This window comes from Citrobacter sp. Cpo032, assembly GCF_030332975.1.
Classification (GTDB): domain Bacteria; phylum Pseudomonadota; class Gammaproteobacteria; order Enterobacterales; family Enterobacteriaceae; genus Citrobacter; species Citrobacter portucalensis.
The window spans coordinates 356,366-380,442 of record NZ_JAOWGU010000049.1; the positions used below are offsets into that span (position 1 = coordinate 356,366).

A 24,077-nucleotide genomic window follows, 5' to 3' on the forward strand; every position below is an offset into this window, starting at 1 on the left:
CGCAGAGTATGACGCGTATAACTAAAAAGGCCGCTATGCGGCCTTTTTCCTTTTCACTACCTAATCAGCACCGTAGAATCACCTCCATCTCTTTTCAGCAGAATGGAAAACATGCTGACTTTCGCCCATCAACAACAGCGCCGAAACGTGCGCTGGATACTGTCACTGTCAGTACTTATGCTACTGGCAACGATTCTAAGCTTGTGCGCAGGAGAACAATGGATCGCTCCCGGCGACTGGTTCAGCGCCCGCGGCGATCTGTTCGTCTGGCAAATTCGACTTCCCCGTACCCTTGCCGTTTTGCTGGTAGGCGCTGCATTGGCCTTATCTGGCGCAGTGATGCAAGCTCTGTTTGAAAACCCGCTCGCAGAGCCTGGATTACTGGGCGTATCTAACGGCGCGGGAGTCGGGCTTATCGCGGCGGTGCTGCTGGGGCAGGGGCAACTCCCCGGCTGGGCGTTGGGCCTTTGCGCCATTGCCGGGGCGCTGGTTATCACGCTTATTCTGCTACGTTTCGCCCGTCGACATCTGTCTACCAGCCGTCTGCTGCTGGCGGGGGTGGCGCTGGGGATAATCTGTAGCGCGCTGATGACATGGGCTATCTACTTCTCTACCTCGTTTGACTTACGACAGCTGATGTACTGGATGATGGGGGGCTTCGGTGGCGTAGACTGGCATCAGGCCTGGCTCATGGTGGCGTTGATTCCGGTGCTGGTGTGGATTTGCTGTCAGTCGCAGCCGATGAATATGCTGGCGTTAGGAGAGACTTCTGCGCGTCAGCTGGGACTGCCATTATGGTTCTGGCGCAACCTGCTGGTGGTTGCCACTGGCTGGATGGTTGGCGTGAGCGTGGCTCTGGCAGGGGCGATTGGTTTTATTGGGCTTGTGATCCCGCATATTTTGCGACTGTGCGGCCTCACCGATCACCGTGTTTTACTGCCAGGTTGTGCGTTGGCTGGCGCAATCGCATTATTGTTTGCTGATGTTGTCGCGCGTTTGGTGCTGGCCTCGGCTGAGTTACCTATCGGCGTGGTAACGGCCACCATGGGTGCACCGGTATTTATCTGGCTATTGTTAAAAGCCGCGCGCTAGAACGCGTTGGTTCGGTCTATGATTAAAAACTGAAAATCCACCTGTTGTTCTGGAGATGCTATGCAAAACTCTATCCTCGATACAGAAGTGACGACCATTGACGGCGAGGTTACCTCACTGCAGCCGTATTCCGGGAATGTGCTGTTAATCGTCAACGTTGCTTCAAAATGTGGACTGACGCCGCAGTACGAGCAACTGGAGAATCTGCAGAAAGCCTGGCACCAACAGGGCTTCAGCGTTCTTGGTTTTCCTTGCAACCAGTTTCTGGGCCAGGAGCCGGGCAGCGAAGAGGAAATAAAAACGTACTGCAGTACCACATGGGGCGTAACTTTCCCGATGTTCAGCAAAATTGACGTCAACGGTGAGGGACGCCATCCGCTGTATCAGAAGCTGATTGATGCCGCACCAACGGCCGTTGCGCCTGCGGACAGTGGGTTCTACGAGCGAATGGCGAGCAAAGGTCGTGCGCCGCTTTACCCGGACGATATCCTGTGGAATTTCGAGAAGTTTTTAGTGGGTCGCGATGGAAAAGTGCTGCAACGATTCTCACCGGATATGACGCCTGAGGATCCCATCCTGGTGCAAACCATCAAGCAGGCGCTGGCAAACTAATGTCTCGATTGATGCAGCTACAGGACGTCGCGGAATCGACCCGTCTCGGCCCGCTTACTGGTGAGATAAAAGCAGGAGAGATCCTGCATTTAGTGGGACCAAACGGTGCCGGAAAAAGTACGCTGTTGGCGCGTATGGCGGGTCTGACAAACGGAGAGGGCAGTATCACTTTTGGTGATATGCCGTTGGAGGAATGGCCGGCCGCCAGGCTGGCGCAATATCGCGCCTATCTTGCGCAACAGCAAAATCCGCCGTTTGCCATGCCGGTCTGGCATTTTCTGACGCTGCATCAACCCGACAAAGCACGCACCGATCTGTTACAGGAGATCGCCGATGCGCTCGGCCTGGGAGATAAACTGGGGCGCGGCGTGAACCAACTCTCCGGCGGTGAGTGGCAGCGTGTGCGTCTGGCTGCGGTTATCCTGCAGATTTGCCCACAATCGAATCCATTAGGTCAGCTTTTACTGCTGGATGAGCCGATGAACAGTCTGGACGTCGCGCAACAAAACGCACTGGACCGACTGTTGAGTCAGCTGTGTTTGCAGGGCATTGCGATTGTGATGAGTAGCCACGACCTTAATCACACCTTACGCCATGCGCATAAAGCCTGGCTACTCAAACGCGGGAAACTAATTGCCAGTGGTTCACGAGATGCGGTACTGACGCCGGCCAATCTGTCTGCGGCCTATGGCGTCAACTTCCGACGTTTGGATATTGAAGGGCACAGAATGCTCATATCAACCACTTAAGTGAAATGGGTTCTTGAAAATCATATAATTTCCACGCTAAATTGGCATAAAAATAAAATTCAGAGGATTCGTACTGAATGCGCTTTTGGCTCCTTTTCATCACAGCATTGTTTTTGGCGGGTTGCAGCAGCCATCGTGCGCCTGCGCCAAATGCCCGCTTGTCGGATTCTATTGCCGTTATCGCCGGTCTTAATGATCAGCTACAAACCTGGCATGGCACACCCTATCGTTATGGCGGCATGAGCCGTAGTGGGGTGGATTGTTCTGGATTTGTTTTGATGACGATGCGCGATAAATTCGACCTGCAACTCCCGCGCGATACGCGTACGCAATCAAAGATTGGTACCGAAATTGATAAAGACGATTTGCTGCCCGGCGATCTGGTTTTCTTTAAAACCGGGTCTGGGGAAAGCGGTCTGCATGTTGGTATTTACGATACCAATAATCAATTTATTCATGCTTCAACCAGTCGTGGCGTGATGCGCTCGTCTCTGGATAACGTTTACTGGCGTAAAAACTTTTGGCAGGCACGACGTATTTAATCCCCCGCAACTCCGAGGCTGCCATCGAGTGCGCAGCCTCAACATCACCATTTGAAAGTTAACTTTTATTTCTGCTTTTGGTTAGACAATACCCCTGAACATTAAGAGCGTATCTTGCTAAAAATATGATTTATTCCGAGATATTAAAAAGTGCAAAGCTGGATATTCGCTTATAATCAGGATAAGCTAAAAAAAAGGATTCGATTTACCGGCTAAAAAGGGAAAAATGAAAGGGCCTCTACTTGCATCAGCAGTAACGTATTTCTCCATCCTTTGCTACAGGATGCCGGATAACACCCATGCAGCGGGGCTGGCACGATGATTGTTTCACTGGATAATCTTTACCATTCTGAGTTCTCTTTTCTTCCTGCGAGAAGCGAAAAAGGCGATCTTGAATTCGTCGATATCATCACCAGTTTCGCCAGTGCGCATGGGGATGTGCGTATACCCACCGAGCTGGTCCTACCTCGGATGTCAGACGACGAACAATGTCGTTTATTTGTAGAAAAACTAGAATTAATCGAAACGTGCCAACATTTTTTTATTCAGCGAAAAGTATCCGCCTGGATTAATTTAACGCCAGCAGTTGCTAATACTTTATTATCAGATACTGAATTTGCTTCACAAGTTGAACGATTTTCATTTCTGGAGCTGACTATTAATGAAAGCTATCCGGAGTTAAACAAAGGTAAAGATAATCCAGTATTGGCCGCACTTGCTGCGCGATTTCCATTAGTCCTGACAAACTATGGTTCTGGCGGTATATCAACCCGGGCAATTTTTGACGGCCTGTTCAAACACGTTGTGCTGGATAAAAACTTTGTTCAACAAAGGATTGCACATATTTCGTTTGAACCGTTTATGCGGGCTATTCTGGCGCAACTATCGCCCAGCTGTGAGTCAATAATCATTAGCGGAATTGATACACAAGAGATGCTGGAGCGCGTCTTGCCTGTGGGATTCAGTGCCATGCAGGGAGGGTTGTGGCCTGCGGTACCTCCTGCGCAGATAATTTCGCTCGCTAAGATATAACCCTTTTATTTGCTAGTGTTTAACAGGCTATTAACAGTCTACACTAGAGGCAGGAGGCCCTATGACCCTGTCTTTTACCACTCGCTGGCGTGATGAACTACCAGCAACCTATACCGCGCTTTCACCCACCCCTCTGAAAAACGCGCGCCTTATCTGGCATAACGATGCGCTGGCGGAGCAATTAGCAATTCCTGCGGCGCTATTTGATATTCCGACTGGTGCAGGCGTTTGGGGCGGCGAATCGTTGCTCCCCGGGATGTCGCCTTTAGCCCAGGTTTATAGTGGGCATCAGTTCGGTGTCTGGGCTGGTCAGCTTGGCGACGGACGTGGGATCCTGCTGGGCGAACAACAGCTCGCGGATGGTTCAACGTTTGACTGGCACCTGAAAGGCGCCGGACTCACGCCGTATTCCCGCATGGGTGATGGGCGTGCCGTGCTGCGCTCGACCATTCGTGAAAGCCTGGCCAGTGAAGCGATGTACTACCTGGGAATACCGACCACGCGGGCATTGTCGATTGTCACCAGCGACACGCCGGTTTATCGCGAAACGGTCGAAGCAGGGGCGATGCTCATTCGCGTGGCGCAAAGCCATATGCGATTTGGCCATTTTGAGCATTTTTACTATCGCCGAGAGCCGGAAAAAGTGCGCGAGTTGGCTGACTTTGCGATTCGCCATTACTGGCCGCAATGGCAGGAAGAAGCCGATAAGTATCAGCTGTGGTTTAACGATGTTGTCACGCGTACTGCGACGTTAATCGCTGACTGGCAGGCGGTAGGATTTGCGCATGGTGTTATGAACACGGACAACATGTCGATTCTGGGTCTGACAATGGATTACGGTCCATTCGGTTTTCTTGATGATTACGTGCCTGATTATATCTGCAACCACTCTGACAACCAGGGGCGATACAGTTTCGATAATCAACCGGCCGCCGCGTTGTGGAACCTGCAACGTCTGGCGCAAACCCTGTCGCCGTTTATCCCGGTCGAGGCGCTAAATGATGCGCTGGACAGTTACCAGCTGGCGCTATTAACTCGCTATGGTCAGCGGATGCGGCAAAAGCTCGGCTTCTTTAGCGAGCAGAAAGACGATAACGAACTGCTTAGCGAACTGTTTAGCCTGATGGCGCGAGAAAGAAGCGACTATACGCGAACGTTTCGCATGCTCAGCGAAACGGAGCAGCACAGTGCGCAATCTCCGTTGCGCGATGAGTTTATCGACCGCGCAGCATTTGACGACTGGTTCACGCGGTATCGCTCGCGCCTTCAGCAAGACAATATTGCCGATGCAGTCAGACAAACACAGATGAAGGCGGCAAATCCGGCGATGGTATTACGTAACTGGCTGGCGCAACGGGCGATTAGTCAGGCAGAGCAGGGGGATTACGCCGAACTGCATCGGTTGCACCAGGCGTTGCGTACCCCGTTTGCCGATCGCGATGACGACTATGCCAGCCGTCCACCTGACTGGGGCAAACGGCTGGAAGTGAGTTGTTCAAGCTAAGGGGCCAGAAATACCTGCGGGGAAGCGTTGGCCGGATGCTGGCCAACGTGTACCTGAGCACCGTACCAGCGCTTCAGATCATCGGCCTGTAACACAGTTTCCGGTGTTCCCTGCGACACCAGCCTGCCGTTGTGCAGCAGCACTATTCTGTCTGCCCACAGTGCGGCGAGGTTCAGATCGTGAAGCACAATGCACACATGCAGCTCACCCGAAGCGGTTAGCGTTTTTAGCATGCGCAACAGATGCTGCTGGTGGTAAAGATCCAGCGCGGAGGTCGGTTCATCAAGGAATAACCAACCGCGAGGCGCACCGTCGCACCAGAGTTGCGCCAGCGCACGGGCTAACTGCACTCGCTGTTGCTCACCGCCGGAAAGCGCGGCGTATTGCCGGCCTGCCAGAGGCGTACATCCGGTCATCTCCATTACCTGTGCAATAAGCCCAGGTTCCGGTCGTTGGGTCCAGGGCGCGCGACCCATCGCGATGACGGCCTCTACCGGCCAGTCAAATCCCAGTTGCGTTTGCTGACGCATTACCGCCCGGTGTCGCGACAGCATTTGGGTAGGCCACTCCTCCAGCGGTTTGCCCGCCAGCACGCAGCGCCCGGTAGCCGGTTTCAGAAAACCGGTCAGCAGGCGTAGCAGAGTGGATTTCCCCGCACCGTTTGGGCCGATCAGCGCCACCAGTTCACCTTTTGTAAGGGCGAGCGATACGTCGTCGATCACCGCTCTGCCAGCTACGTGATAGTGAAGCCCTTCAGCGATGAAATGTTCAGCCATGCGGTCCTCGCTGACGAAAAATAAGCCATAAAAACCACGGTGCGCCGAGAAGACTGGTCAACAGACCGACCGGCATCTCCGCAGGCGCAACCGCCGTACGGGCCAGCGTGTCGGCAATCAGCAATAAAAACGCGCCCGCCAGCACGGAACCCGGAATAACGGCCCGATGGTCTGAGCCGAGCCACATACGTATTAAATGTGGGATGACCAACCCGATAAAGCCAATCACGCCGCTTACCGCCACGGCTGAGGCAACCAGTAATGCGCTACAAAGCAGCAAAATACGCTGGATTGTACGCACATCAACGCCGAGATAATGCGCCTCTTCCTCACCCAGCTGCAGAAGATTCAGCGCCGGAGCAAGTCGCCAGATGATCAGCACTGTCGGGATTGTCAGTGAAGTGACAGCCAACAGTGTGGACCACTGCGCGGCCCCCAGACTTCCCATTCCCCATAGCGACAGCTGGCGCAGTTGCGCATCATTACTGACCCACGACAAAACGCCAACCGCCGCCCCACAGAGCGCGTTAATGGCAATGCCGACCAGCAGCAGGCGTGAGAGTGAACCGTCGCGCTGTTGGCTGAGGATAAAAATCACTACCGTTGCCGCCAGCGCGCCGAAAAAAGCGGCCAGCATTGGAGCATACAACATCAGCAGCGCGGGCAAGGAGACAGGCAGCACCACCCACAGGGCCACAGCGCAGGCGGCGCCGCTGCTTATTCCCAGTAATCCAGGGTCTGCAAGTGGATTGCGAAACAGCCCCTGCATCACGCAGCCAGCGAGCGCCAGAGAACCGCCAATCACCAGCGCCAGCAGGACGCGGGGCAGACGAATCGTGAGCCAGATTTGACGCAATGCCTCATCGTCATCACGCCAGAGCAGACTTACCGGCAGGCGCAACGCGCCAAAACCGGTAGCCAGAACCGTCATTACAATCAGCATCAATGCCAACATCCACAACGAACAGGTGATCCGCCGGGACATCAGGGTAATTGCTCCGCTTTAGCACGAAGCTGCAAAATAGCCTGTGGTGTGCGAATGCTGAAGCCCAACAGCGCCATATCGTCAACCTGCAACACCTGTTTATTCCGCCCCGCAGGTGTTTGCGCCAGCCCCGGCAGCGCCCACAGGTTTGCCTCGCCACCCATCGCCTTAACACCTTCTTGTGAAATCACTACCAGATCGGGCTGGCTGGCAATGACGCCTTCTTGTGACAGCGGCTGATAGCGATTAACGCCCTGCATCGCGTTGCGTAGACCAGCGGCACGAATCGCCGCATCGGCTCCGGTTTGCTGGCCCGCCGCCATCGCGGTCATCCCACCATAATTGAGAATAAACAGCACACGTTTATTAAGTTCAGATGACGGGAGCGTCGCCAGTTCCTGACGTAACGTTGCGCGCAGCGTTTCGCCGTCGGCCTCCCGATGGGTAGCCTCGGCGATAACCCTAACTTTTTCATCAATCGCGTTAAGATCGTTGCTTGCTGGGATCGTGACAACCCTGACGTTGCTCTGCTCGATCTGTTTTAACACCAAAGAAGGCTGCGCCTGCGCGCTGGCAAGGACCAGCGTAGGGCGTGTGGCAAGGATCCCTTCGGCGTTGAGCTGGCGCAAATAACCAACATCAGGTAACGCGGTTGCCGCAGCAGGCCATTGGCTGGTGCTGTCTCTCGCCACAAGGGAGGGTTGTGCTCCCAGTGCGTATACGATCTCGGTGACATCGCCACCGAGGGCAACAACTCGTTCCTCGGGTGCAGCCAGTGCGGCGAAGGGCAGCAGCGCGATCAGGGCCAGCAGTTTTTTCATGCGGCCAGTCCTTTCGGCGTTAGCGCGTCAATCTGTGTGCGCCATTGTGTCTGTTCCGGCTCGCCTTCCGTACGTTGACCATACAGTTGTGCGATTTGCGTACCGTCGGCAGCAAACAGTTCCAGACTGGTGACGTGACCATCGGCGGTCGGTTTGCGCGTTACCCACGTTTCGGCCACGCTCTCTTCCAGCAGATGCAGGGTAAAGGTTGGGTTGAAGATGTTTAGCCAGCCTTTCATCGGTACCAGTTTTTCAATCACGCCGGTAAAAATCTGTACACAGCCGCGATTACCTACAAAAACCATAATTTCGTTGCCATCCTGACGCGCGGTGTCGAGTAACTGCGCCAGTGCGCTATTAGAAACCTTACAGGCCAGATCGTCGCCCACCAGATTAAACGCTTGTTGACGGGTGAGTTCATGGCGTTTCAGCAGACCGAAGAACTGGTGGACATCGGTCATCGCTCGCCACTCTTGATCGACGGTCTGCGCATCGACCGTGACGGCGGCAGGCGCAGAATTGTTGGCGGGTTGCAGTGCCAGCGGCGGGTTTTCTGCAAAGATGAAACGGGTCAGCAACGCTGCCCATTCCTCAACGAGGGTATTTTGCGTGGTATAGACCTTCAGCAGCGCATCTCCCTGATGGTCGAAGAACTGAATGCTCTGACGCTCACCATGGGCGGTTGTTTCGCTGATATGAAAGGTGCTGGCCCACTGGTTCAGGAAAAGACGCAGATCGAGGGCGCGCGGATTGAGAACCAGTCCGGCATGACCGTTGAGGTGCTGATTGGTAAAAGCACCCACCTGCTCATGTACTGCGTATTCATTGCGGCAAATACATTTGGTTTCGCCAACTGCTTCCAGTGCGCTGAGAATTTCACGCACTTCGCCACGCAAGCGCCAGGCGTCGTGACCGACGCGTGCAAAGGTCAGTTCGGCTTCGCTAATATTCATCAACCCCGCAATATCACGTGCGTATTTGCCAGGATTTTCTTTCTTCAGTTCCAGCCAGCGTGTGTAATGATTCATTGTCTCTTCCTTCCAGATTGCGGCCCCGGCGAACCGGGGAAAAGTGATTACCACTGATAACTCACGAAAATTTTGCCATTACGACCATCCTGCGGAATGCCTTGCGGTGACCAGTACTCTTTGTCGAAGGCGTTGCCCAGTAGCAGCGTGGTGGTCATGCCTTTCAGCGCTTGTTGGCCCTGATAGCTCACGTAGAAATCGTTTACCGCATAGCCGGGCTGTTTAGCGTAGGTGCTGCTGATATGCGTTGAACGGTCAGCAAATGTCCCTATCCAGCCGACAGAGAAACCGCTGTGCGCAACCGGCACATTCAGTTTGCTGGTGACGGTGTCAGGGTTAATGCTGGAAATGTATTCGCCGGTGTCAGTATCTTTTCCGCGTGTGCGGTTATAGGCCATGTCGAGGCTGAACAGGTCGGTGGAATATTTCGCCATCACGTCCCAGCCCCAGATTTTGGCGTTGGGTACGTTATAGGACGTGGTTGTCGCAGCGGCGAAATCGACGCTGGTGGAGATGTAATCTTTCGCTTTGGTGTCGAAATAGCTGGCTTTAAATTCGAGCGCGTCGCTCGCCATCAGAAGATCGTCAAAGCGCAGGCCAAATCCGTATTCCTGTGTTTCGTTGGTTTCCGGGCGCAGGTTAGGGTTCGGCACCCAGTAGTTGGTGTAAAAACGACCAATCGAAAAGTGTTTCGCATCGTTATACATCTCGCCCATAGTCGGGGCACGGAAAGCCTGAGCGTATGAACCGAACAGCATCAGCCAGTCAGTTGGCGCAACCGTTAATCCGGCGCGGGACGACCATTTATCGGCATCGACATCTTCATAACCGTCGCTGCTGCCGCGATAAGAGTCATAACGGGTACCGCCCAGCAGCGTAACCGGCAGGTCGCGCAGGGTGATTTCATCCTGGAGCCAGCCGGAGCTGAAATCGATCTTAGCCTCCGGGAAACCAGTTGTTGCTCCTCCCGGTTGTTGTTCCTGACGATAGTATTCACCGCCGTAGGTCAACAGGTGAGATGCAAAAGAGTCGGTAAACAGACGGCTGCGGTTGTCGATCTTCCCGCCTTTGGTGGTTTGCTTGCGAAATTCGCCAGTGTTATCTGCGTTCTGAGCATTAATGCGCGCTTCGGACCAGTAGATACGGGCGTCAGCGTTCAGCCAGTCATTGTCCGCCGGAGCGAGCGAGTAGGTCAGTTGCGCATCACGCTGGATCGTTGAACGGTTGGTCATCGGGTTGCTGGCATCCGCCGCGCTGGTCTGCGGGTTTTTAGGTTCCCGGGCGTCATTGTTGTAGTAACGCAGCGAACCGGCCAGCGTCTGGGCGCTGTCAATTTTCCAGCTACCTTTCGCCAGCATATTATTAATTGCTTCGTCATTCGGCGCAGTAGTACCGTCACTCTGGCGTAAATCACCGCGATCGCGGCTGGACCAGGCAAGCAGTCCGTCCAGCGTATCGGTACGGCCATACGTGCTGGCGCCCATGCCGAGACTGTGATCGCCGGTCGCCGCGGTACCGAACACGCGATAACCACTGTTTTGCCCGACTTCCAGTAGATCTTTGGCATCTGCAGTGTCATAGGCGATCACGCCGCCTAGCGCGCCGCTACCGTACAGTAGTGCGGAAGGGCCACGCACGACTTCGATGCGTTTGATAAGCGCCGGGTCGAGGAAGGTACTGTTCAGGTGTCCGGTGTCGGTTCCCTGGCGAACGCCGTCAACCAGCACCAGAACGCCGCGTCGATCATACCCGCGCAGATTCACGTCCTGGCCGTTGGTACGGCCCGTACCATCAAGGGTCAGGCCCGGAACCTTACGTAACAGGTCGGCAGCTGAGCTGGCGGTTTGGTTTTCTGGTGCAGTGGCGTCAATGACGCTGACCATCATCGGTGCTTCAAAGGCGCTACGGGCATTGCCGGTGGCGGTAACGGTCATATCCTCGACCGCCGCCCAGGCGACGGCGGGCAGGTTACTGATAATCGCCAGCGCCAACAGCGATGGGCGCAGGGAAGCGGTGTGCAGGTAAGGCATAGCAACTCTCCATTAGGAAATCGAAAAGCGCTGGCTGCCTGGGTATGACCTGGGTGGCTGGCGAAATGTGTTGTTTATTTAGTCAGAATGAGTTTTCCGGCTTGTGTCTGGCGCAGCAGGTAGTGCTGACCATCATGTTCTATGATCACGCGTCCTTCGTTACCAAGCAGGGTTTTACTGTCAATTCGTCGGTCGTTTGGCGCGACGGAAGGCGGTGTTTTGTCTTTTGCAGGCGTTGCCGTTGTGTTATCCATACGTGACATAGTGTTTAAAAATAACAATCAATGTAACAATGATAATCATTATCATCAAACTGCAAATTTGCGGCAAGCGTTTTTGTGAAATAATTGTGACGAGAACGTTTTTTGCGCAATAAGAAAGGGAAAAACAAGGGATTAGCGCCGGGCAAGCTGATATTGCCCGGCGAACAGCATTAAAAACGGCTATCAACCGCAGAGGCGAGTTTTTCAACCAACAGTTCGGTATCTTCCCAGTTCAGGCACGGGTCGGTAATGGACTGACCGTAAACCAGCGGCTGGCCGCTAACGATTTTTTGCGTACCTTCACGCAGGAAACTCTCCGCCATAATCCCGGCAATCGCCGTCGAACCATTGCGAATTTGCTGGCATACATCATCACAAACGTCCAACTGACGGCGATGCTGCTTCTGGCAATTGCCGTGGCTAAAATCGACCACCAGATGCTCAGGCAGGGAAAATTCGTGCAGGGTATCGCAGGCGGCAGCAATATCTTCAGCATAATAATTCGGCTTTTTACCGCCACGCATGATGATATGCCCGTAAGGGTTACCGCTGGTCTGGTAAATGGTCATCTGGCCGGTTTTATCCGGCGAGAGGAACATGTGACTGGCGCGGGAGGCGCGAATCGCATCGACGGCGATGCGCGTGTTGCCATCCGTTCCGTTCTTAAAGCCGACCGGGCAGGAGAGCGCGGAGGCCATTTCACGATGGATCTGACTTTCGGTGGTGCGCGCGCCAATAGCTCCCCAACTGATTAAATCGGCAATAAACTGGCCGGTCACCATGTCGAGGAATTCAGTCGCCGTGGGGACGCCCAGTTCGTTGACCTGCAACAGCAGTTTTCGCGCCAGTTCAATACCGTGGTTTACACGATAACTGCCGTTCAAATCCGGGTCGGAAATCAGGCCTTTCCAGCCTACGACGGTGCGTGGTTTTTCAAAATAGGTACGCATCACGATTTCCAGACGCGCCTGGTGCTTAGTGCGCAGCGCCTGTAATCGTGTCGCGTATTCCATCGCGGCATCAAGATCGTGAATCGAGCAGGGACCTACGATCACCAGTAAACGGGGGTCTTCACCATTTAAAATTTTTTCTATCCGACGTCGGGAGTCCGTAACATGACGGGCGACGGAGGATGAAACAGGATGCCGTTGCGCAAGCTCTGCTGGAGTGACCAGGTTGTCAATACGCGCAGTACGGAGTTCATCGGTTCTGTTCATTACTTGTCTCAGAAATTTGTTGCTTCAACGGCAGGACTACCGGGAAGTGATGTACATCACAATATCACACTCATCCTGCCTGGTGGCGAGCATAATAACAAAAAATCGAACCAATGCACTAGCATTCTAGTACATGCGACGATTCAGTCCCATGATATCGAGGATCTTGGTAGCAATCTCTTCTACCGAATAATTGGTACTGTTCAGCCAGGGGATCTGGTTTTTCCGGTACAGCGCTTCTACCTCAGCGACTTCCATACGGCACTGACGCAGCGAGGCGTAACGGCTGTTCTCACGGCGTTCTTCGCGGATGGCCGCCAGGCGCTCAGGGTCGATAGTCAGACCGAACAGCTTATGCTGCAACGGCTTGAGGGAAGTGGGCAGTACCAGATTATCCATATCATCGGCAATAAAGGGGTAGTTGGCCGCGCGGATACCAAACTGCATGGCCAGATACAAACTGGTCGGGGTTTTGCCGCAACGGGAAACGCCGAGCAGGATCACCTGCGCCTGATCGAGGTTGCGCAACGAAATACCGTCGTCGTGGGCGAGGGTGTAGTCAATGGCAGCAATGCGCGCGTCGTACTTGTTGAGGTTACCGGGATTCAGACCGTGAGTGCGATGGGCGATAGGCGTAGGGTCGAGTTTCATCTCGTGTTGCAGTGGGGCAACCAACGCCTGCACGATATCCTGACAAAATCCTTCGCTTTGCAGAATGATCGAGCGAATTTCCGGCAGGACGATGGAGTAAAACACCAAAGGGCGCACGCCAGTTTGTTGGTAAATAGCGTCAATCTGGTCTTTAACCGCGCGCGCACGACTCTCATTTTCCACAAACGGCAGCGTAATACTGCTGATCGTGACAGGAAATTGCGACATCACCGCGTGACCCAATACCTCGGCAGTGATGGCCGTACCATCAGAAATATAAAATACGTGACGATCAACAGCATTATCCATTTTGCTCATCCTGGGGCAGATATAATTCTCTGAAAGCATAAATTAAAATTCGCCAGAAGCGAATATTGCCGCATCTATTTTATAAAATGAAACGGTATTTTTATATTTAATGAAAAGTGGATTTCATTTTTCGGAACAAATGTTTATACCGATCGTTTTTGTGGTGATCCCGTGTGGCTCGCGGGTTTGCGCAAATGCGGAAACAATCTGAAAAAATAAAAAATAAAGTTGCTTGAACGATTCACCGTTTTTTTCGCCGGAGTAAATATGCCAAGATAATTACGCAAAATTGAGTTTCCTAACCTCGTTCATATATAAGGATTGTTCGATGTCCAACAATGGCTCGTCACCGCTGGTGCTTTGGTATAACCAACTCGGCATGAATGATGTAGACAGAGTTGGAGGCAAAAATGCCTCCCTGGGTGAAATGATTACTAACCTTTCAGGTATGGGTGTTTCCGTACCGAATGGTTTTGCAACGACCGCCGATGCGTTTAACCAGTTTCTGGACCAGAGCGGTGTAAACCAGCGCATTTATGAGCTGCTGGATAAAACGGATATCGACGATGTCACTGAGCTTGCGAAAGCCGGGGCACAGATCCGCCAGTGGATTATCGACACTCCTTTCCAGCCCGAACTGGAAAATGCCGTCCGCGATGCCTACGCGCAGTTGTCAGCGGACGATGCCAATGCCTCTTTTGCCGTGCGTTCTTCCGCTACCGCAGAAGATATGCCAGATGCGTCATTTGCCGGTCAGCAGGAAACCTTCCTCAACGTCCAGGGATTTGATGCCGTACTGGTTGCCATCAAACACGTATTTGCCTCGCTGTTTAACGACCGCGCGATCTCTTATCGTGTTCACCAGGGCTATGACCACCGTGGCGTCGCGCTCTCTGCTGGCGTTCAGCGGATGGTGCGTTCTGACCTCGCGTCCTCAGGCGTAATGTTCTCCATCGATACCGAATCCGGTTTCGACCAGGTTGTCTTTATCACTTCCGCCTGGGGCCTGGGCGAAATGGTCGTGCAGGGCGCCGTTAACCCGGATGAATTCTACGTGCACAAACCGACCCTGGCGGCTAACCGTCCGGCGATCGTCCGTCGCACAATGGGATCGAAAAAAATCCGCATGATTTACGCGCCGACCCAGGAACACGGTAAGCAGGTGACCATTGAAGATGTCCCGCAGGAACAACGCGACATTTTCTCCCTGACTAACGAAGAAGTGCAGGAACTGGCTAAGCAGGCGGTACAAATCGAGAAGCACTACGGTCGTCCAATGGACATCGAATGGGCGAAAGACGGTCATACCGGCAAGCTGTTCATTGTTCAGGCGCGTCCGGAAACCGTGCGTTCTCGCGGTCAGGTGATGGAGCGGTATACTCTGCATGCTCAGGGTAAAATTATTGCTGAAGGTCGCGCCATCGGCCACCGCATTGGCGCGGGTCCGGTCAAAGTCATTCATGACATCAGCGAAATGAACCGCATCGAACCAGGCGACGTACTGGTTACCGACATGACCGACCCGGACTGGGAACCGATCATGAAGAAAGCGGCAGCAATTGTCACTAACCGTGGCGGTCGTACCTGTCACGCGGCAATCATTGCCCGTGAACTGGGGATCCCGGCCGTGGTGGGCTGTGGCGATGCGACCGAGCGCATGAAAGATGGTGAGAAGGTAACCGTCTCCTGTGCCGAAGGCGATACCGGTTATGTTTACGCTGACATGCTCGACTTTAGCGTGAAGAGTTCCAGCGTGGAGACCATGCCGGATCTGCCGTTGAAGGTGATGATGAACGTCGGTAACCCGGATCGGGCTTTCGACTTCGCCTGTCTGCCAAACGAAGGCGTCGGCCTGGCGCGTCTGGAATTTATCATCAACCGCATGATTGGCGTACACCCGCGTGCGCTGCTGGAGTTCGATGACCAGACGCCTGAGCTGCAAAATGAAATCCGCGCCATGATGAAAGGTTTCGATTCTCCGCGTGAATTCTATGTCGGTCGTCTGACGGAAGGGATCGCGACGCTGGGTGCGGCGTTTTATCCAAAACGCGTCATCGTGCGTATGTCGGACTTTAAGTCCAACGAATATGCCAACCTGGTCGGCGGTGAGCGTTATGAACCGCATGAAGAGAACCCGATGCTGGGCTTCCGTGGGGCGGGCCGTTATGTTGCCGACAGCTTCCGCGACTGCTTCGCGCTGGAATGCGACGCAGTAAAACGTGTCCGTAACGACATGGGCCTGACTAACGTTGAAGTGATGGTACCGTTTGTACGTACCGTTGCCCAGGCGAAAGCGGTGGTGGAAGAGCTGGCACGCCAGGGGCTGAAACGCGGCGAGAACGGACTGAAGATCATCATGATGTGTGAGATCCCGTCTAACGCCTTGCTGGCCGAGCAGTTCCTCGAATACTTCGACGGTTTCTCCATCGGCTCAAACGACATGACGCAGTTGGCGCTGGGTCTGGATCGTGACTCTGGTGTGGTTTCTGAACTGTTTGATGAGCGTAACGACGCGGTGAAAGCACTGCTGTCGATGGCGATTCGTGCAGCCAAGAAACAGGGTAAATACGTGGGTATTTGCGGCCAGGGACCTTCTGACCACGAAGACTTCGCGGCCTGGCTGATGGAAGAGGGGATCGACAGCCTGTCGCTGAACCCGGACACCGTCGTACAAACCTGGCTGAGTCTGGCTGAACTGAACAAGTAATATCATGCCTTATCCGGCCTATTCAACGTAGGCCGGATAAGATGCGTTAGCATCGCCATCCGGCGCTTTATCCTGTAATACTCTCCACGCTCAAACGCCGAATAATATCCTGACGAAGCTGGTATTTTTGTACTTTACCGGACGCCGTGCGCGGTAATTTCTCCACGATCACAATGTGCTCAGGGTATTTGTACTTTGCCACTCGCTTGCGGCTAAAAAAGGCCACCACTGATTCCAGCGACAACGAATGATGTGGAGGTTTTAGGACCACGTAAGCACACGACCTTTCACCTAAGCGTTCATCCGGCATCGCGACAACACAGGCATCGTGAATGCGAGGATGCTGCAATAAAATATCCTCAACTTCGCGGCTGCTGATGTTTTCTCCACCGCGGACAATGATATCTTTTTTCCGTCCGGTGATTTTGATGTACCCCGCATCGTCCATTCGGCATAAGTCACCGCTGTAATACCAGCCGTCTTGATCCAGCGCGCGGGCGGTGAGTTCGGGTTCATCGAGGTAGCCCATAAACACATTGGGACCACGCGAAGCTTCTTCACCTTCTACCCCCGCGGGCATCGTATTGCGTGCTTCGTCGACCACTTTAATTTCGACGCCTGCAGCAGCATATCCGTCGGTATTCATCATGCGAGAAAGCGAATCATCGAGATTGACCAGCGCATGCGGTGAACTCTCTGTCGAGCCATAAATGCTTAATAATTTTATGCCGAGCTGCTGGCAGTCACGGGCAATCTTCTGTGGAATGGTTGTGCCCCCACATAAGAAAAAGCGTAGCGATGAGAGGTCGCGTGGTCGTTTTTCCATGCTACACAACATGTCGTAGACGAAGGGCGTTGCGCCGAGCACACAGGTACAGTGTTGTTGCTCCAGCAGTTCAAGACAGGCGATTGGGGTGAAAATGTCTAACAATACGCTGCGTGCGCCGATTAAAAACGGTGCGGTAACGCCATGCAGAAAACCGGTAGCGTGTCCCAGTGGTGCGGGCATCAAAAACACATCCTGCCAGGTGAGATTGAGGCGGGCACAGTAGGCGCGCTCGCTGGCAAGGATGTTGTTGTGGGTCAACATTACGCCTTTTGGCATTCCCTCGGTACCGGAGGTAAACAACACCGCCGCCAGTTCATCGGCGTGAACATTAATCGTCTGGGTTAAAGGTGGAGCTAAAAGCAGTTGACTGAGCGCCAGCGAAGTAGTTGCCGGAGCCAGTTTATCCACGGCAACGATCTGTTGCAGATGCGGCAACTGGTTTTGTAAGGGGAGGATCAGATCGACCGGTCGGGTCTGTTTAAACAGCGTCGGTGCGAAAAAAATCTTCGCTTTGCACTTATTCAGCACCCATACCAGCTCTGCTTCACGCCACGCTGGCAGCAGCGGTACGGAAACGGCCCCGGTTTTCAGGCAGGCCAGGTAGATAATCGTAAACTCGCACCAGCCCGGTAACTGGAAGGCAATGCGATCGCCGGGTTGAATATCGCAGGCTAAAAACCAGGTTGCCAGACTGCTGGCCGCGCTGTCGAGTGCAGCATAGGTGTATGAAGCGCCATGGTTATCAACCACGGCGATTTTATCTGGCATGGCTCTGGCAGTTTGGTTCCAGTAATCGCCAAGCGAAGCATCTCCCCATAAACCCTGTTGCCGCCAGACTTCGCGGCGTTCGGCGTTAAACGTTAGTGTGATACTCATGAAGTTATTCCCAGGATGATTTCGGCATACATCTGACCGGATGGCCGGCGTGGCCGATCCGGTGTACTACAGGAAAAATCCATTAGCCGTAGCGAAAATCAACGCCAAATGTTCCGACCGGATATTCCCATTGGTCGAGGATTGTGTCGCCGCACAGTACTCGACACGTTCCGCACTCCAGGCAACCAGCAGAATCAAAATGAATGTTTCCACTCTCGTCCTGCTTATACAGCCCGGCGGGGCAGGCTTTCAGCAGCTTGCGAAATTCATTAAGGTCTGGATGTTCGGCCAGAAGAATGTGCGGGTGGCCTTCATCGACATTGAATTTATTGACGCCCAGTTTGACGTCAACGTTAACGGTATTGTCCTGATTCATAGTGCAGTTGCCCCCTTGATACCGTCTTTCAGTAAGTTCATCAGCCCGATTTGTTTTGCGTGGGACATAATCATCTTGCGAACCGGTTGATTTGGACGTCCGTCAACGGTGAACATATCGCTCATGATGTCGGCCACCATACGCGGATACTGAGTGAACAGCCGTGGGTTTTCCATTAACGCCGGGATCTTGCGAAAATGCTGTAAATCACGCATCACACAGCCCTGTTCGAGCGCGAGCTTGTAGCCCATCAGGCTGCTGGCAGAGAAATCCTGGCGTTCTTTTGCTGCAATAGCTGTTTGGGCAGCGGCTTCTGCGGAAGCGATGGCCAAATCCATACCTCGCACCGTGAAACCCAGGTTCAAACAGAAACCGGCGGCATCGCCCACGATCATCACACCGTCATCGACCAACTTTGGAACCATTGCCAGACCGCCTTCCGGCACCATATGCGCGGAATATTCCAGTAGTTCTCCACCGGCAATCAATGGCCGAATAGTTGGATGTTGCTTAAAGTCTTCCAGCATTTGTGGAATGCTTTTTGTGGCATGGGCAATATCCCCCAGACCACACACCAGACCCAGAGAGATGGAGTCCTGGTTGGTATACAAAAATCCGCCTCCCATCAACCCATCAGACGGTGAGCCTGCAAACAGCCAGGCCGCGCCTTCATTACCTGAAAGATTGAAGCGATCTGCAATGACCGCTGGAGGTAAGCCGATCAGCTCTTTTACGCCAACGGCATAGTGATGTGCAGAAGAGGGCGGAACCATCCCCAGGGAACGCCCCAGCATAGAGTTGACGCCATCGGCAAGGATGACAATATTGGCTTCCAGGATATCGTCACCGGCCTGAACTCCGGTAACCTTATTACCTTCGCGGATCAGGGCATCGACGCGCACGCCGGGGATGAACTGCACGCCAGCTTGTTCCGCTTTTTCCATTAGCCATGGGTCAAGTCTGTTGCGCAAAACGGTATACGAATCCTGCGTTGGCGCGTCAGCTTTTTCACGATGAAAGTCGAGAGTGACGGCGATTTCTTCGGTCAGAAAAGAGATTTTTTCGCGGGTGACTTTACGCTCTAGCGGCGCTTCCTGCGCGAAACCCGGCATGATGCGCTCAAGACTATGTGCATAGAGTCTTCCGCCGGTCATATTTTTACTACCTGCACTGTTTCCGCGCTCGATGACCAGTACGTCCAGTCCGGCCTGAGCCATCACGTAGCCTGCAACCGTACCCGCCACGCCAGCACCGACCACAATGGCATCAAATTTTTCATCTGACATGCTTTATGCTCCCTTCCCGCTGCGAGGGCAGCGGGATATGTGCGTTAAATGTGGGGGTTAGCGGCTGAGATGCTCGATAAGAGCCGGAACGACTTTGTAGATGTCGCCGACCAGTCCGTAATCGGCGTAATTGAAAATAGGGGCTTTCTTATCTTTGTTGATGGCGACAATGACTTTCGCGCCGTTACCGCCGACCATATGCTGAATTTGTCCTGAAATGCCGAGGGTGAGGTAAAGGTCCGATTTCAGTAACACGCCAGAAACGCCGATGTAGCGTTCGCGTTCCATCCAGTTTTCGCCTTCGGCAATCGGTCGTGAACAACCCACTTCTGCACCCAGTACAGATGCCAACTGGTGCACCATCTCCAGATCGTTTTGCGCAACCAGGCCGCGACCCACACCCACCACACGTTTGGCTTTGCTGAGATCCACGCTGCTCACGGATTTGGCGCGACGTTCCTGGCACATAATTTCATGGTGTGGTGCGATGTAAGGTGCAGAGACTACAGGGCAGGTATGTGAAGCATTAGCCTCTACCGGTTCAAGTACGCCTGTGGCAAGGGTGATAATTGCCTGAGTTGTTTTGATTTTTTCTTTGCCGAATGCCAGGCCACCGTACATACGGTGTTCTGCGAACAGTGAGCCATCATCAAGTGTTACCGACGTGGCGTCATTTACCATCGCTGCATTGAGCTGAATACTTAACCGCGCACCAAGGGATTTAGCGCGTTTAGTCGCTGGCATCAGCAATAGCCCGGTATGTTCTTGTATCAGGGCGGCGATGGTCTCGGCAAAATTTTCAACACGCTGTAAACCAGACGTTGTTTCAAGCACGACAATCTCATCGGCACCCAGAGGTTTAACCTGATTGGCCTGCTCGTTGCCTTGTACAATAAGGTGTACTTGTTCACCCCACAGGCGTGCGCCGGCCATTAATTCTGCATAGCGTTCTACGTTATCGCTGAACACCCATACGTTAGCTAATTTACTCATAATAATTTCTCTCCGTTGGGCTTAGTTCAGGGCTTTTTTCAGATGCTCAGCCAGCTCGGCGATGGCTTCTGCTGAGTCATTTTCCAGAATGATGTGCTTACGTTCTGTTTGTGGCGGAACGGTGAGGCTCACCAGTTCTGCTAACGGTGAGGCAGGTGTCCAGCCAATATCGCTGGCTTGCCACGGTGTGACCGGTTTTTTACCTGCGCCCAGAATGGCTTTCATCGTGGGAATACGCGGCGTGTTGATATCCGAGGTTACGCACAGCACGGCGGGGAGCGACAGTTCAATCACTTCAACTTCGTCTTCCAGCGTACGTTCAACCACAATGCGATCGCCGTTACGTTGGATGTTGCTGACGGCGTTAATCACTGGAAGTTGTAAGAGTTCGCCAACCAGTAAGCCAACCTGCTGGGCGTAGATGTCTCCAGACCCTTCGCCGAACAGCATCAGGTCGAATTCAATGTTTTTGGCCGCGCAGGCCAGCGCCTGAGCCGTGTCTCGCGGTAATGAATGCTCCAGTTGGGGATCCTGCACCATAAACAAACTGTCCGGCCCGCGGGACAGTACGTCTTTACGCACTTTGGAGTTTTGCAGTAGCGAGCCGCCAACCGTTAAGGCGACAATTTCATCACCTTCCGCACTAAGTTGCGTCGCGGCCTCTATTGCATTCAAATCAAACTGACTGATTTTGGCATCGGCCCGGTCAAAGTTAAGCGAACGTTCTGGGGTAACAACAATGTCCTGTTCTTCAGGCACCAACTTAAAGCAGGTTATTAGTTTCATGGCATCTCCAGTGATTCTCGTGTGGATGATGACGGGGAGTGACATCATCAACAGTAGGGAAAATTGACTGAAAATAGTGTGCGGCAGAGGGAGACTGTTTTCGACGGGGCAATCTGTTTTCATTCCCAACAATCTTGCAAAAAAAAGGACTTTAGGAATGCTGAGTTTATGAACGTAAAGACGACGTCGGGTGTTAAAGTGATAAATATGGAAATAAAATCGAGACGTTTTTTTGAGAAATGGATCATATTTTTATCCGTTTCTGCACGCACTTTGTTTCTGGTGTGTAAATTATTATTGCTGACTTAATAACATTTATACTTTCCTGTTATTTTAAAATAAAAACAATTTGCGCGAGCAGCGTGCTGGAGTAGGAGGTGTCATCTTGCAGACGACGCAAATAATTTTGTTTCGCCTGGACAGAATAACGTTGTATAACGTCTTCATCGTTTTTACTTTTCGATATTAATTATCCGCAAAATTACTGCCTTTCGGTGGAGGTTGTCATGTATCAACGCTGTTTTGATAATGCCATGGAGACCCTTTTTGAAGAGGGAAAAACCCCGAGATTTTCGCGATTCGTCATCAGTGATGATCCTAACTGGGAGTCGGGCCATCATGTTCATGACAATGAAACAGAGCTTATCTATGTAAAAAAGGGTGTCGCAAGGCTAATTATCGACTCTTCGCTGTATGTCGCACATGCGGGTGACATCGTGGTGATAGAGCAAGGGCGGTTACATGCGGTTGCTTCCGATAGCAGCGCGCCTGCAACCACTTACACCTGTGCGCTCTACGGCTTTCGTTTCAACGACTGGCAGGAGAACCAACTCTTGCAGATGCACTCGTGTCCGGTTATTAGCGTTAGCCAGGGCAAAGAGGTTATTAAAAGTATCTTTAATGAACTGAGTGTTATGATCCCGCAGAGCAAGAATAACCTGACGTCTTCCGCTTATGACGCCTTTGCTTATGCATTAACCGTTTTATATTACGAAAACTTTAAAAATGCTTATCGTTCTGAGCAGGGATATATTAAAAAAGATATCTTAATTAAAGATGTGTTGGTTTATTTAAATAACAACTTCCGAGAGAAAATTACGCTGGAACAGTTGTCTAAGAAATTTCGAGCCAGCGTGAGCTATATCTGTCACGAGTTTACTAAGGAATATCGTATTTCGCCGATTAATTATGTGATTCAGCGGCGAATGACAGAGGCAAAATTTGCCCTGACGAATACGGAGTCCTCGTTGGCAGAAATTTCATGGCGGGTAGGGTATGAAAATGTCGATCACTTTGCCAAACTCTTTCAGCGGCATGTGGGTTGTACTCCCAGCGATTATCGTAAGCAGTTTAAAAATAACCTTGTAGAACAAGAATGTTTGATGCCAGAAATATGATTCACCTGGCACGTGCCGGATAACGCATTTGCGCTATCCGGCAAGCATTACTGCTTACTTATTCTGATAATCTTTCAGGATTTGGCGACCCGCGACGTAAATCATGATTTCATCTGTACCACCGCCAATGCGTTCACAGCGGACATCACGCCAGAAGCGGGAAACGCGTGCTTCGTCGGTGTAACCCAGTCCACCCATAATCTGAATGGCGTCATCAATCACTTCCATTGCAGTACGTGCACAATACAGTTTTGCCAGCGCTGCACTGGTGCGCAGAGACTGTTCCTGATCGGCCTGCCAGGCGACTTTTAACACCATATTGCGCATGTTATCGATTTTAATCGCCATCAGCGCCAGTTTTTCCTGGATCATCTGATTGTGACCAATTGGCTTACCGAATGCGATGCGCTGGTTGGCGTAACGGGCGGCATCTTCGAAGGCGCATTCAGCAAAACCGGTACTGCGTGCAGCGTTGATCAAACGTTCCATTTCGAAGTTGTACATGACGTTGAGGAAACCCATGCCTTCCTCTCCGACCATATCGCTTTCGTCCACTTCGACGTCATCAAGATAGACTTCGCAGGTGCTGAGCATATGCCAGCCGATTTTATGCAGCGGATTAACCTTAATGCCGGGTTTCTTCGAATCGACCCACCACAGCGTAAAAGCTTTTTTCGGATCTTTTGGCTCCGGATCGCGGGCCAGTACCAGCATATATGGATACTCTTTCGCGCCGGTGATAAAGGTTTTTTGCCCGTTGAGATAGACCTTACCATTTTTGCGAGTGTAGCTGGTGGTCGCGCTGTTGTTGTCGGAGCCAGCTCCCGGTTCGGTTAATGCCAGCGCATACGCTGGATCGCCCGTTTCCATGGTGCTTTCTGCGGTCTTACGCAGCTGTTCGGCGGATCCAAAACGACGCATACTGTGAATGCACTGACCGTTAGTGATCAAAAAAGCGGGTGCGCCGCATTTTGAAACTTCCATCAGTGCCAGCATCTGTGTGACGTAATCCGCCGGGATGCCACCAAACTCTTCCGGAACGCCCAGCATCGAAATACCGTTGTCCGCCAGGGCACGCATAAACTCTTTCGGGTAGGTCGCCGTTTGATCGCAGGTACGGAAATATTCTTCCGGGAAATTGCTGGTAATCAGTTCTCGAATACTGGCAAGTAGCAGTTCTTGTTCTTCAGTTAAAGAAAAGTCCATCATGGTACTC

The 24,077-nt window shown here is 52.7% G+C and carries 22 protein-coding genes; 8 read left to right on the plus strand and 14 right to left on the minus strand.

The features are described 5' to 3' along the window. Positions 1 to 111 precede the first annotated feature (111 nt). The 6 genes from btuC to selO all read left to right on the plus strand — a co-directional run bounded on the left by btuC (position 112) and on the right by selO (position 5,531). Positions 112 to 1,092 (plus strand): vitamin B12 ABC transporter permease BtuC, encoded by a 981-nt coding sequence (gene btuC / locus OGY33_RS20295; protein ID WP_048214330.1) that lies wholly within the window; start codon positions 112 to 114, stop codon positions 1,090 to 1,092. Between the two features lie 60 nt (positions 1,093 to 1,152). Continuing rightward, positions 1,153 to 1,704, plus strand: coding sequence for a glutathione peroxidase (locus tag OGY33_RS20300; RefSeq protein WP_048226751.1), 552 nt, complete (start codon positions 1,153 to 1,155; stop codon positions 1,702 to 1,704). Then, positions 1,704 to 2,453, plus strand: a complete 750-nt coding sequence (gene btuD / locus OGY33_RS20305) for a vitamin B12 ABC transporter ATP-binding protein BtuD (protein WP_149607152.1) — start codon at positions 1,704 to 1,706, stop codon at positions 2,451 to 2,453. The genes OGY33_RS20300 and btuD overlap by 1 nt, the downstream gene beginning before the upstream one ends. A gap of 77 nt (positions 2,454 to 2,530) precedes the next feature. Continuing rightward, complete coding sequence (locus tag OGY33_RS20310; RefSeq protein WP_003832591.1) at positions 2,531 to 2,995, plus strand: NlpC/P60 family protein; 465 nt, start codon at positions 2,531 to 2,533, stop codon at positions 2,993 to 2,995. A gap of 318 nt (positions 2,996 to 3,313) precedes the next feature. Beyond that, positions 3,314 to 4,027, plus strand: a complete 714-nt coding sequence (locus OGY33_RS20315) for an EAL domain-containing protein (protein WP_048214327.1) — start codon at positions 3,314 to 3,316, stop codon at positions 4,025 to 4,027. Between the two features lie 61 nt (positions 4,028 to 4,088). After that, positions 4,089 to 5,531, plus strand: coding sequence for a protein adenylyltransferase SelO (gene selO / locus OGY33_RS20320; protein ID WP_191238584.1), 1,443 nt, complete (start codon positions 4,089 to 4,091; stop codon positions 5,529 to 5,531). Here selO and OGY33_RS20325 read toward each other — a convergent pair. The 8 genes from OGY33_RS20325 to ppsR all read right to left on the minus strand — a co-directional run bounded on the left by OGY33_RS20325 (position 5,528) and on the right by ppsR (position 13,611). Further along, a complete protein-coding gene (locus tag OGY33_RS20325) occupies positions 5,528 to 6,307 on the minus strand; it encodes a heme ABC transporter ATP-binding protein (RefSeq protein ID WP_103285104.1) in 780 nt (259 codons plus the stop codon). The genes selO and OGY33_RS20325 overlap by 4 nt on opposite strands. Beyond that, positions 6,300 to 7,292: a FecCD family ABC transporter permease gene (locus tag OGY33_RS20330; RefSeq protein WP_103014605.1), complete on the minus strand. Its 993-nt coding sequence runs from the start codon at positions 7,290 to 7,292 to the stop codon at positions 6,300 to 6,302. Before OGY33_RS20330 ends, OGY33_RS20325 begins: the two co-directional genes overlap by 8 nt. Continuing rightward, positions 7,292 to 8,113, minus strand: a complete 822-nt coding sequence (locus OGY33_RS20335; protein ID WP_191238583.1) for a heme/hemin ABC transporter substrate-binding protein — start codon at positions 8,111 to 8,113, stop codon at positions 7,292 to 7,294. The genes OGY33_RS20330 and OGY33_RS20335 overlap by 1 nt, the downstream gene beginning before the upstream one ends. Further along, positions 8,110 to 9,141, minus strand: coding sequence for a hematinate-forming heme oxygenase ChuS (gene chuS / locus OGY33_RS20340; RefSeq protein WP_048226740.1), 1,032 nt, complete (start codon positions 9,139 to 9,141; stop codon positions 8,110 to 8,112). Before chuS ends, OGY33_RS20335 begins: the two co-directional genes overlap by 4 nt. 47 nt (positions 9,142 to 9,188) lie before the next feature. Next, positions 9,189 to 11,171, minus strand: a complete 1,983-nt coding sequence (locus OGY33_RS20345) for a TonB-dependent hemoglobin/transferrin/lactoferrin family receptor (protein WP_191238582.1) — start codon at positions 11,169 to 11,171, stop codon at positions 9,189 to 9,191. Between the two features lie 74 nt (positions 11,172 to 11,245). Next, positions 11,246 to 11,434 carry a hemin uptake protein HemP gene (gene hemP, locus OGY33_RS20350; protein ID WP_003832599.1) on the minus strand — a complete coding sequence of 63 codons (189 nt, stop codon included), beginning with the start codon at positions 11,432 to 11,434 and terminating at the stop codon, positions 11,246 to 11,248. Between the two features lie 170 nt (positions 11,435 to 11,604). After that, entirely contained in the window at positions 11,605 to 12,651 is a 1,047-nt protein-coding gene (aroH, locus tag OGY33_RS20355; RefSeq protein WP_003030555.1) for a 3-deoxy-7-phosphoheptulonate synthase AroH, read from the minus strand. 126 nt (positions 12,652 to 12,777) lie between these two features. Next, a complete protein-coding gene (gene ppsR, locus OGY33_RS20360; protein ID WP_003832602.1) occupies positions 12,778 to 13,611 on the minus strand; it encodes a posphoenolpyruvate synthetase regulatory kinase/phosphorylase PpsR in 834 nt (277 codons plus the stop codon). 328 nt (positions 13,612 to 13,939) lie between these two features. Here ppsR and ppsA point away from each other — a divergent pair, with 328 nt between their 5' ends. Next, on the plus strand, positions 13,940 to 16,318 hold the full coding sequence (gene ppsA, locus OGY33_RS20365) for a phosphoenolpyruvate synthase (RefSeq protein ID WP_003832604.1): 2,379 nt from the start codon (positions 13,940 to 13,942) through the stop codon (positions 16,316 to 16,318). 67 nt (positions 16,319 to 16,385) lie between these two features. Here ppsA and fadK read toward each other — a convergent pair whose 3' ends face one another. The 5 genes from fadK to OGY33_RS20390 form a co-directional block, all read right to left on the minus strand. Next, on the minus strand, positions 16,386 to 18,023 hold the full coding sequence (gene fadK / locus OGY33_RS20370; protein ID WP_191238581.1) for a medium-chain fatty-acid--CoA ligase: 1,638 nt from the start codon (positions 18,021 to 18,023) through the stop codon (positions 16,386 to 16,388). A gap of 82 nt (positions 18,024 to 18,105) precedes the next feature. Next, positions 18,106 to 18,399: a ferredoxin family protein gene (locus OGY33_RS20375; RefSeq protein WP_191238580.1), complete on the minus strand. Its 294-nt coding sequence runs from the start codon at positions 18,397 to 18,399 to the stop codon at positions 18,106 to 18,108. Continuing rightward, positions 18,396 to 19,685, minus strand: coding sequence for an FAD-dependent oxidoreductase (locus tag OGY33_RS20380; protein WP_286572221.1), 1,290 nt, complete (start codon positions 19,683 to 19,685; stop codon positions 18,396 to 18,398). The genes OGY33_RS20375 and OGY33_RS20380 overlap by 4 nt, the downstream gene beginning before the upstream one ends. Before the next feature lie 57 nt (positions 19,686 to 19,742). Continuing rightward, positions 19,743 to 20,678 carry an electron transfer flavoprotein subunit alpha gene (locus OGY33_RS20385; RefSeq protein ID WP_048214320.1) on the minus strand — a complete coding sequence of 312 codons (936 nt, stop codon included), beginning with the start codon at positions 20,676 to 20,678 and terminating at the stop codon, positions 19,743 to 19,745. Positions 20,679 to 20,699: 21 nt separating this feature from the next. Then, positions 20,700 to 21,464, minus strand: coding sequence for an electron transfer flavoprotein (locus tag OGY33_RS20390; RefSeq protein ID WP_149607155.1), 765 nt, complete (start codon positions 21,462 to 21,464; stop codon positions 20,700 to 20,702). 506 nt (positions 21,465 to 21,970) lie between these two features. Here OGY33_RS20390 and OGY33_RS20395 point away from each other — a divergent pair. Further along, positions 21,971 to 22,861, plus strand: coding sequence for an AraC family transcriptional regulator (locus OGY33_RS20395; protein ID WP_191238578.1), 891 nt, complete (start codon positions 21,971 to 21,973; stop codon positions 22,859 to 22,861). A gap of 54 nt (positions 22,862 to 22,915) precedes the next feature. Here OGY33_RS20395 and OGY33_RS20400 read toward each other — a convergent pair whose 3' ends face one another. After that, positions 22,916 to 24,067 carry an acyl-CoA dehydrogenase gene (locus OGY33_RS20400; protein WP_003832619.1) on the minus strand — a complete coding sequence of 384 codons (1,152 nt, stop codon included), beginning with the start codon at positions 24,065 to 24,067 and terminating at the stop codon, positions 22,916 to 22,918. Positions 24,068 to 24,077: the final 10 nt, after the last annotated feature.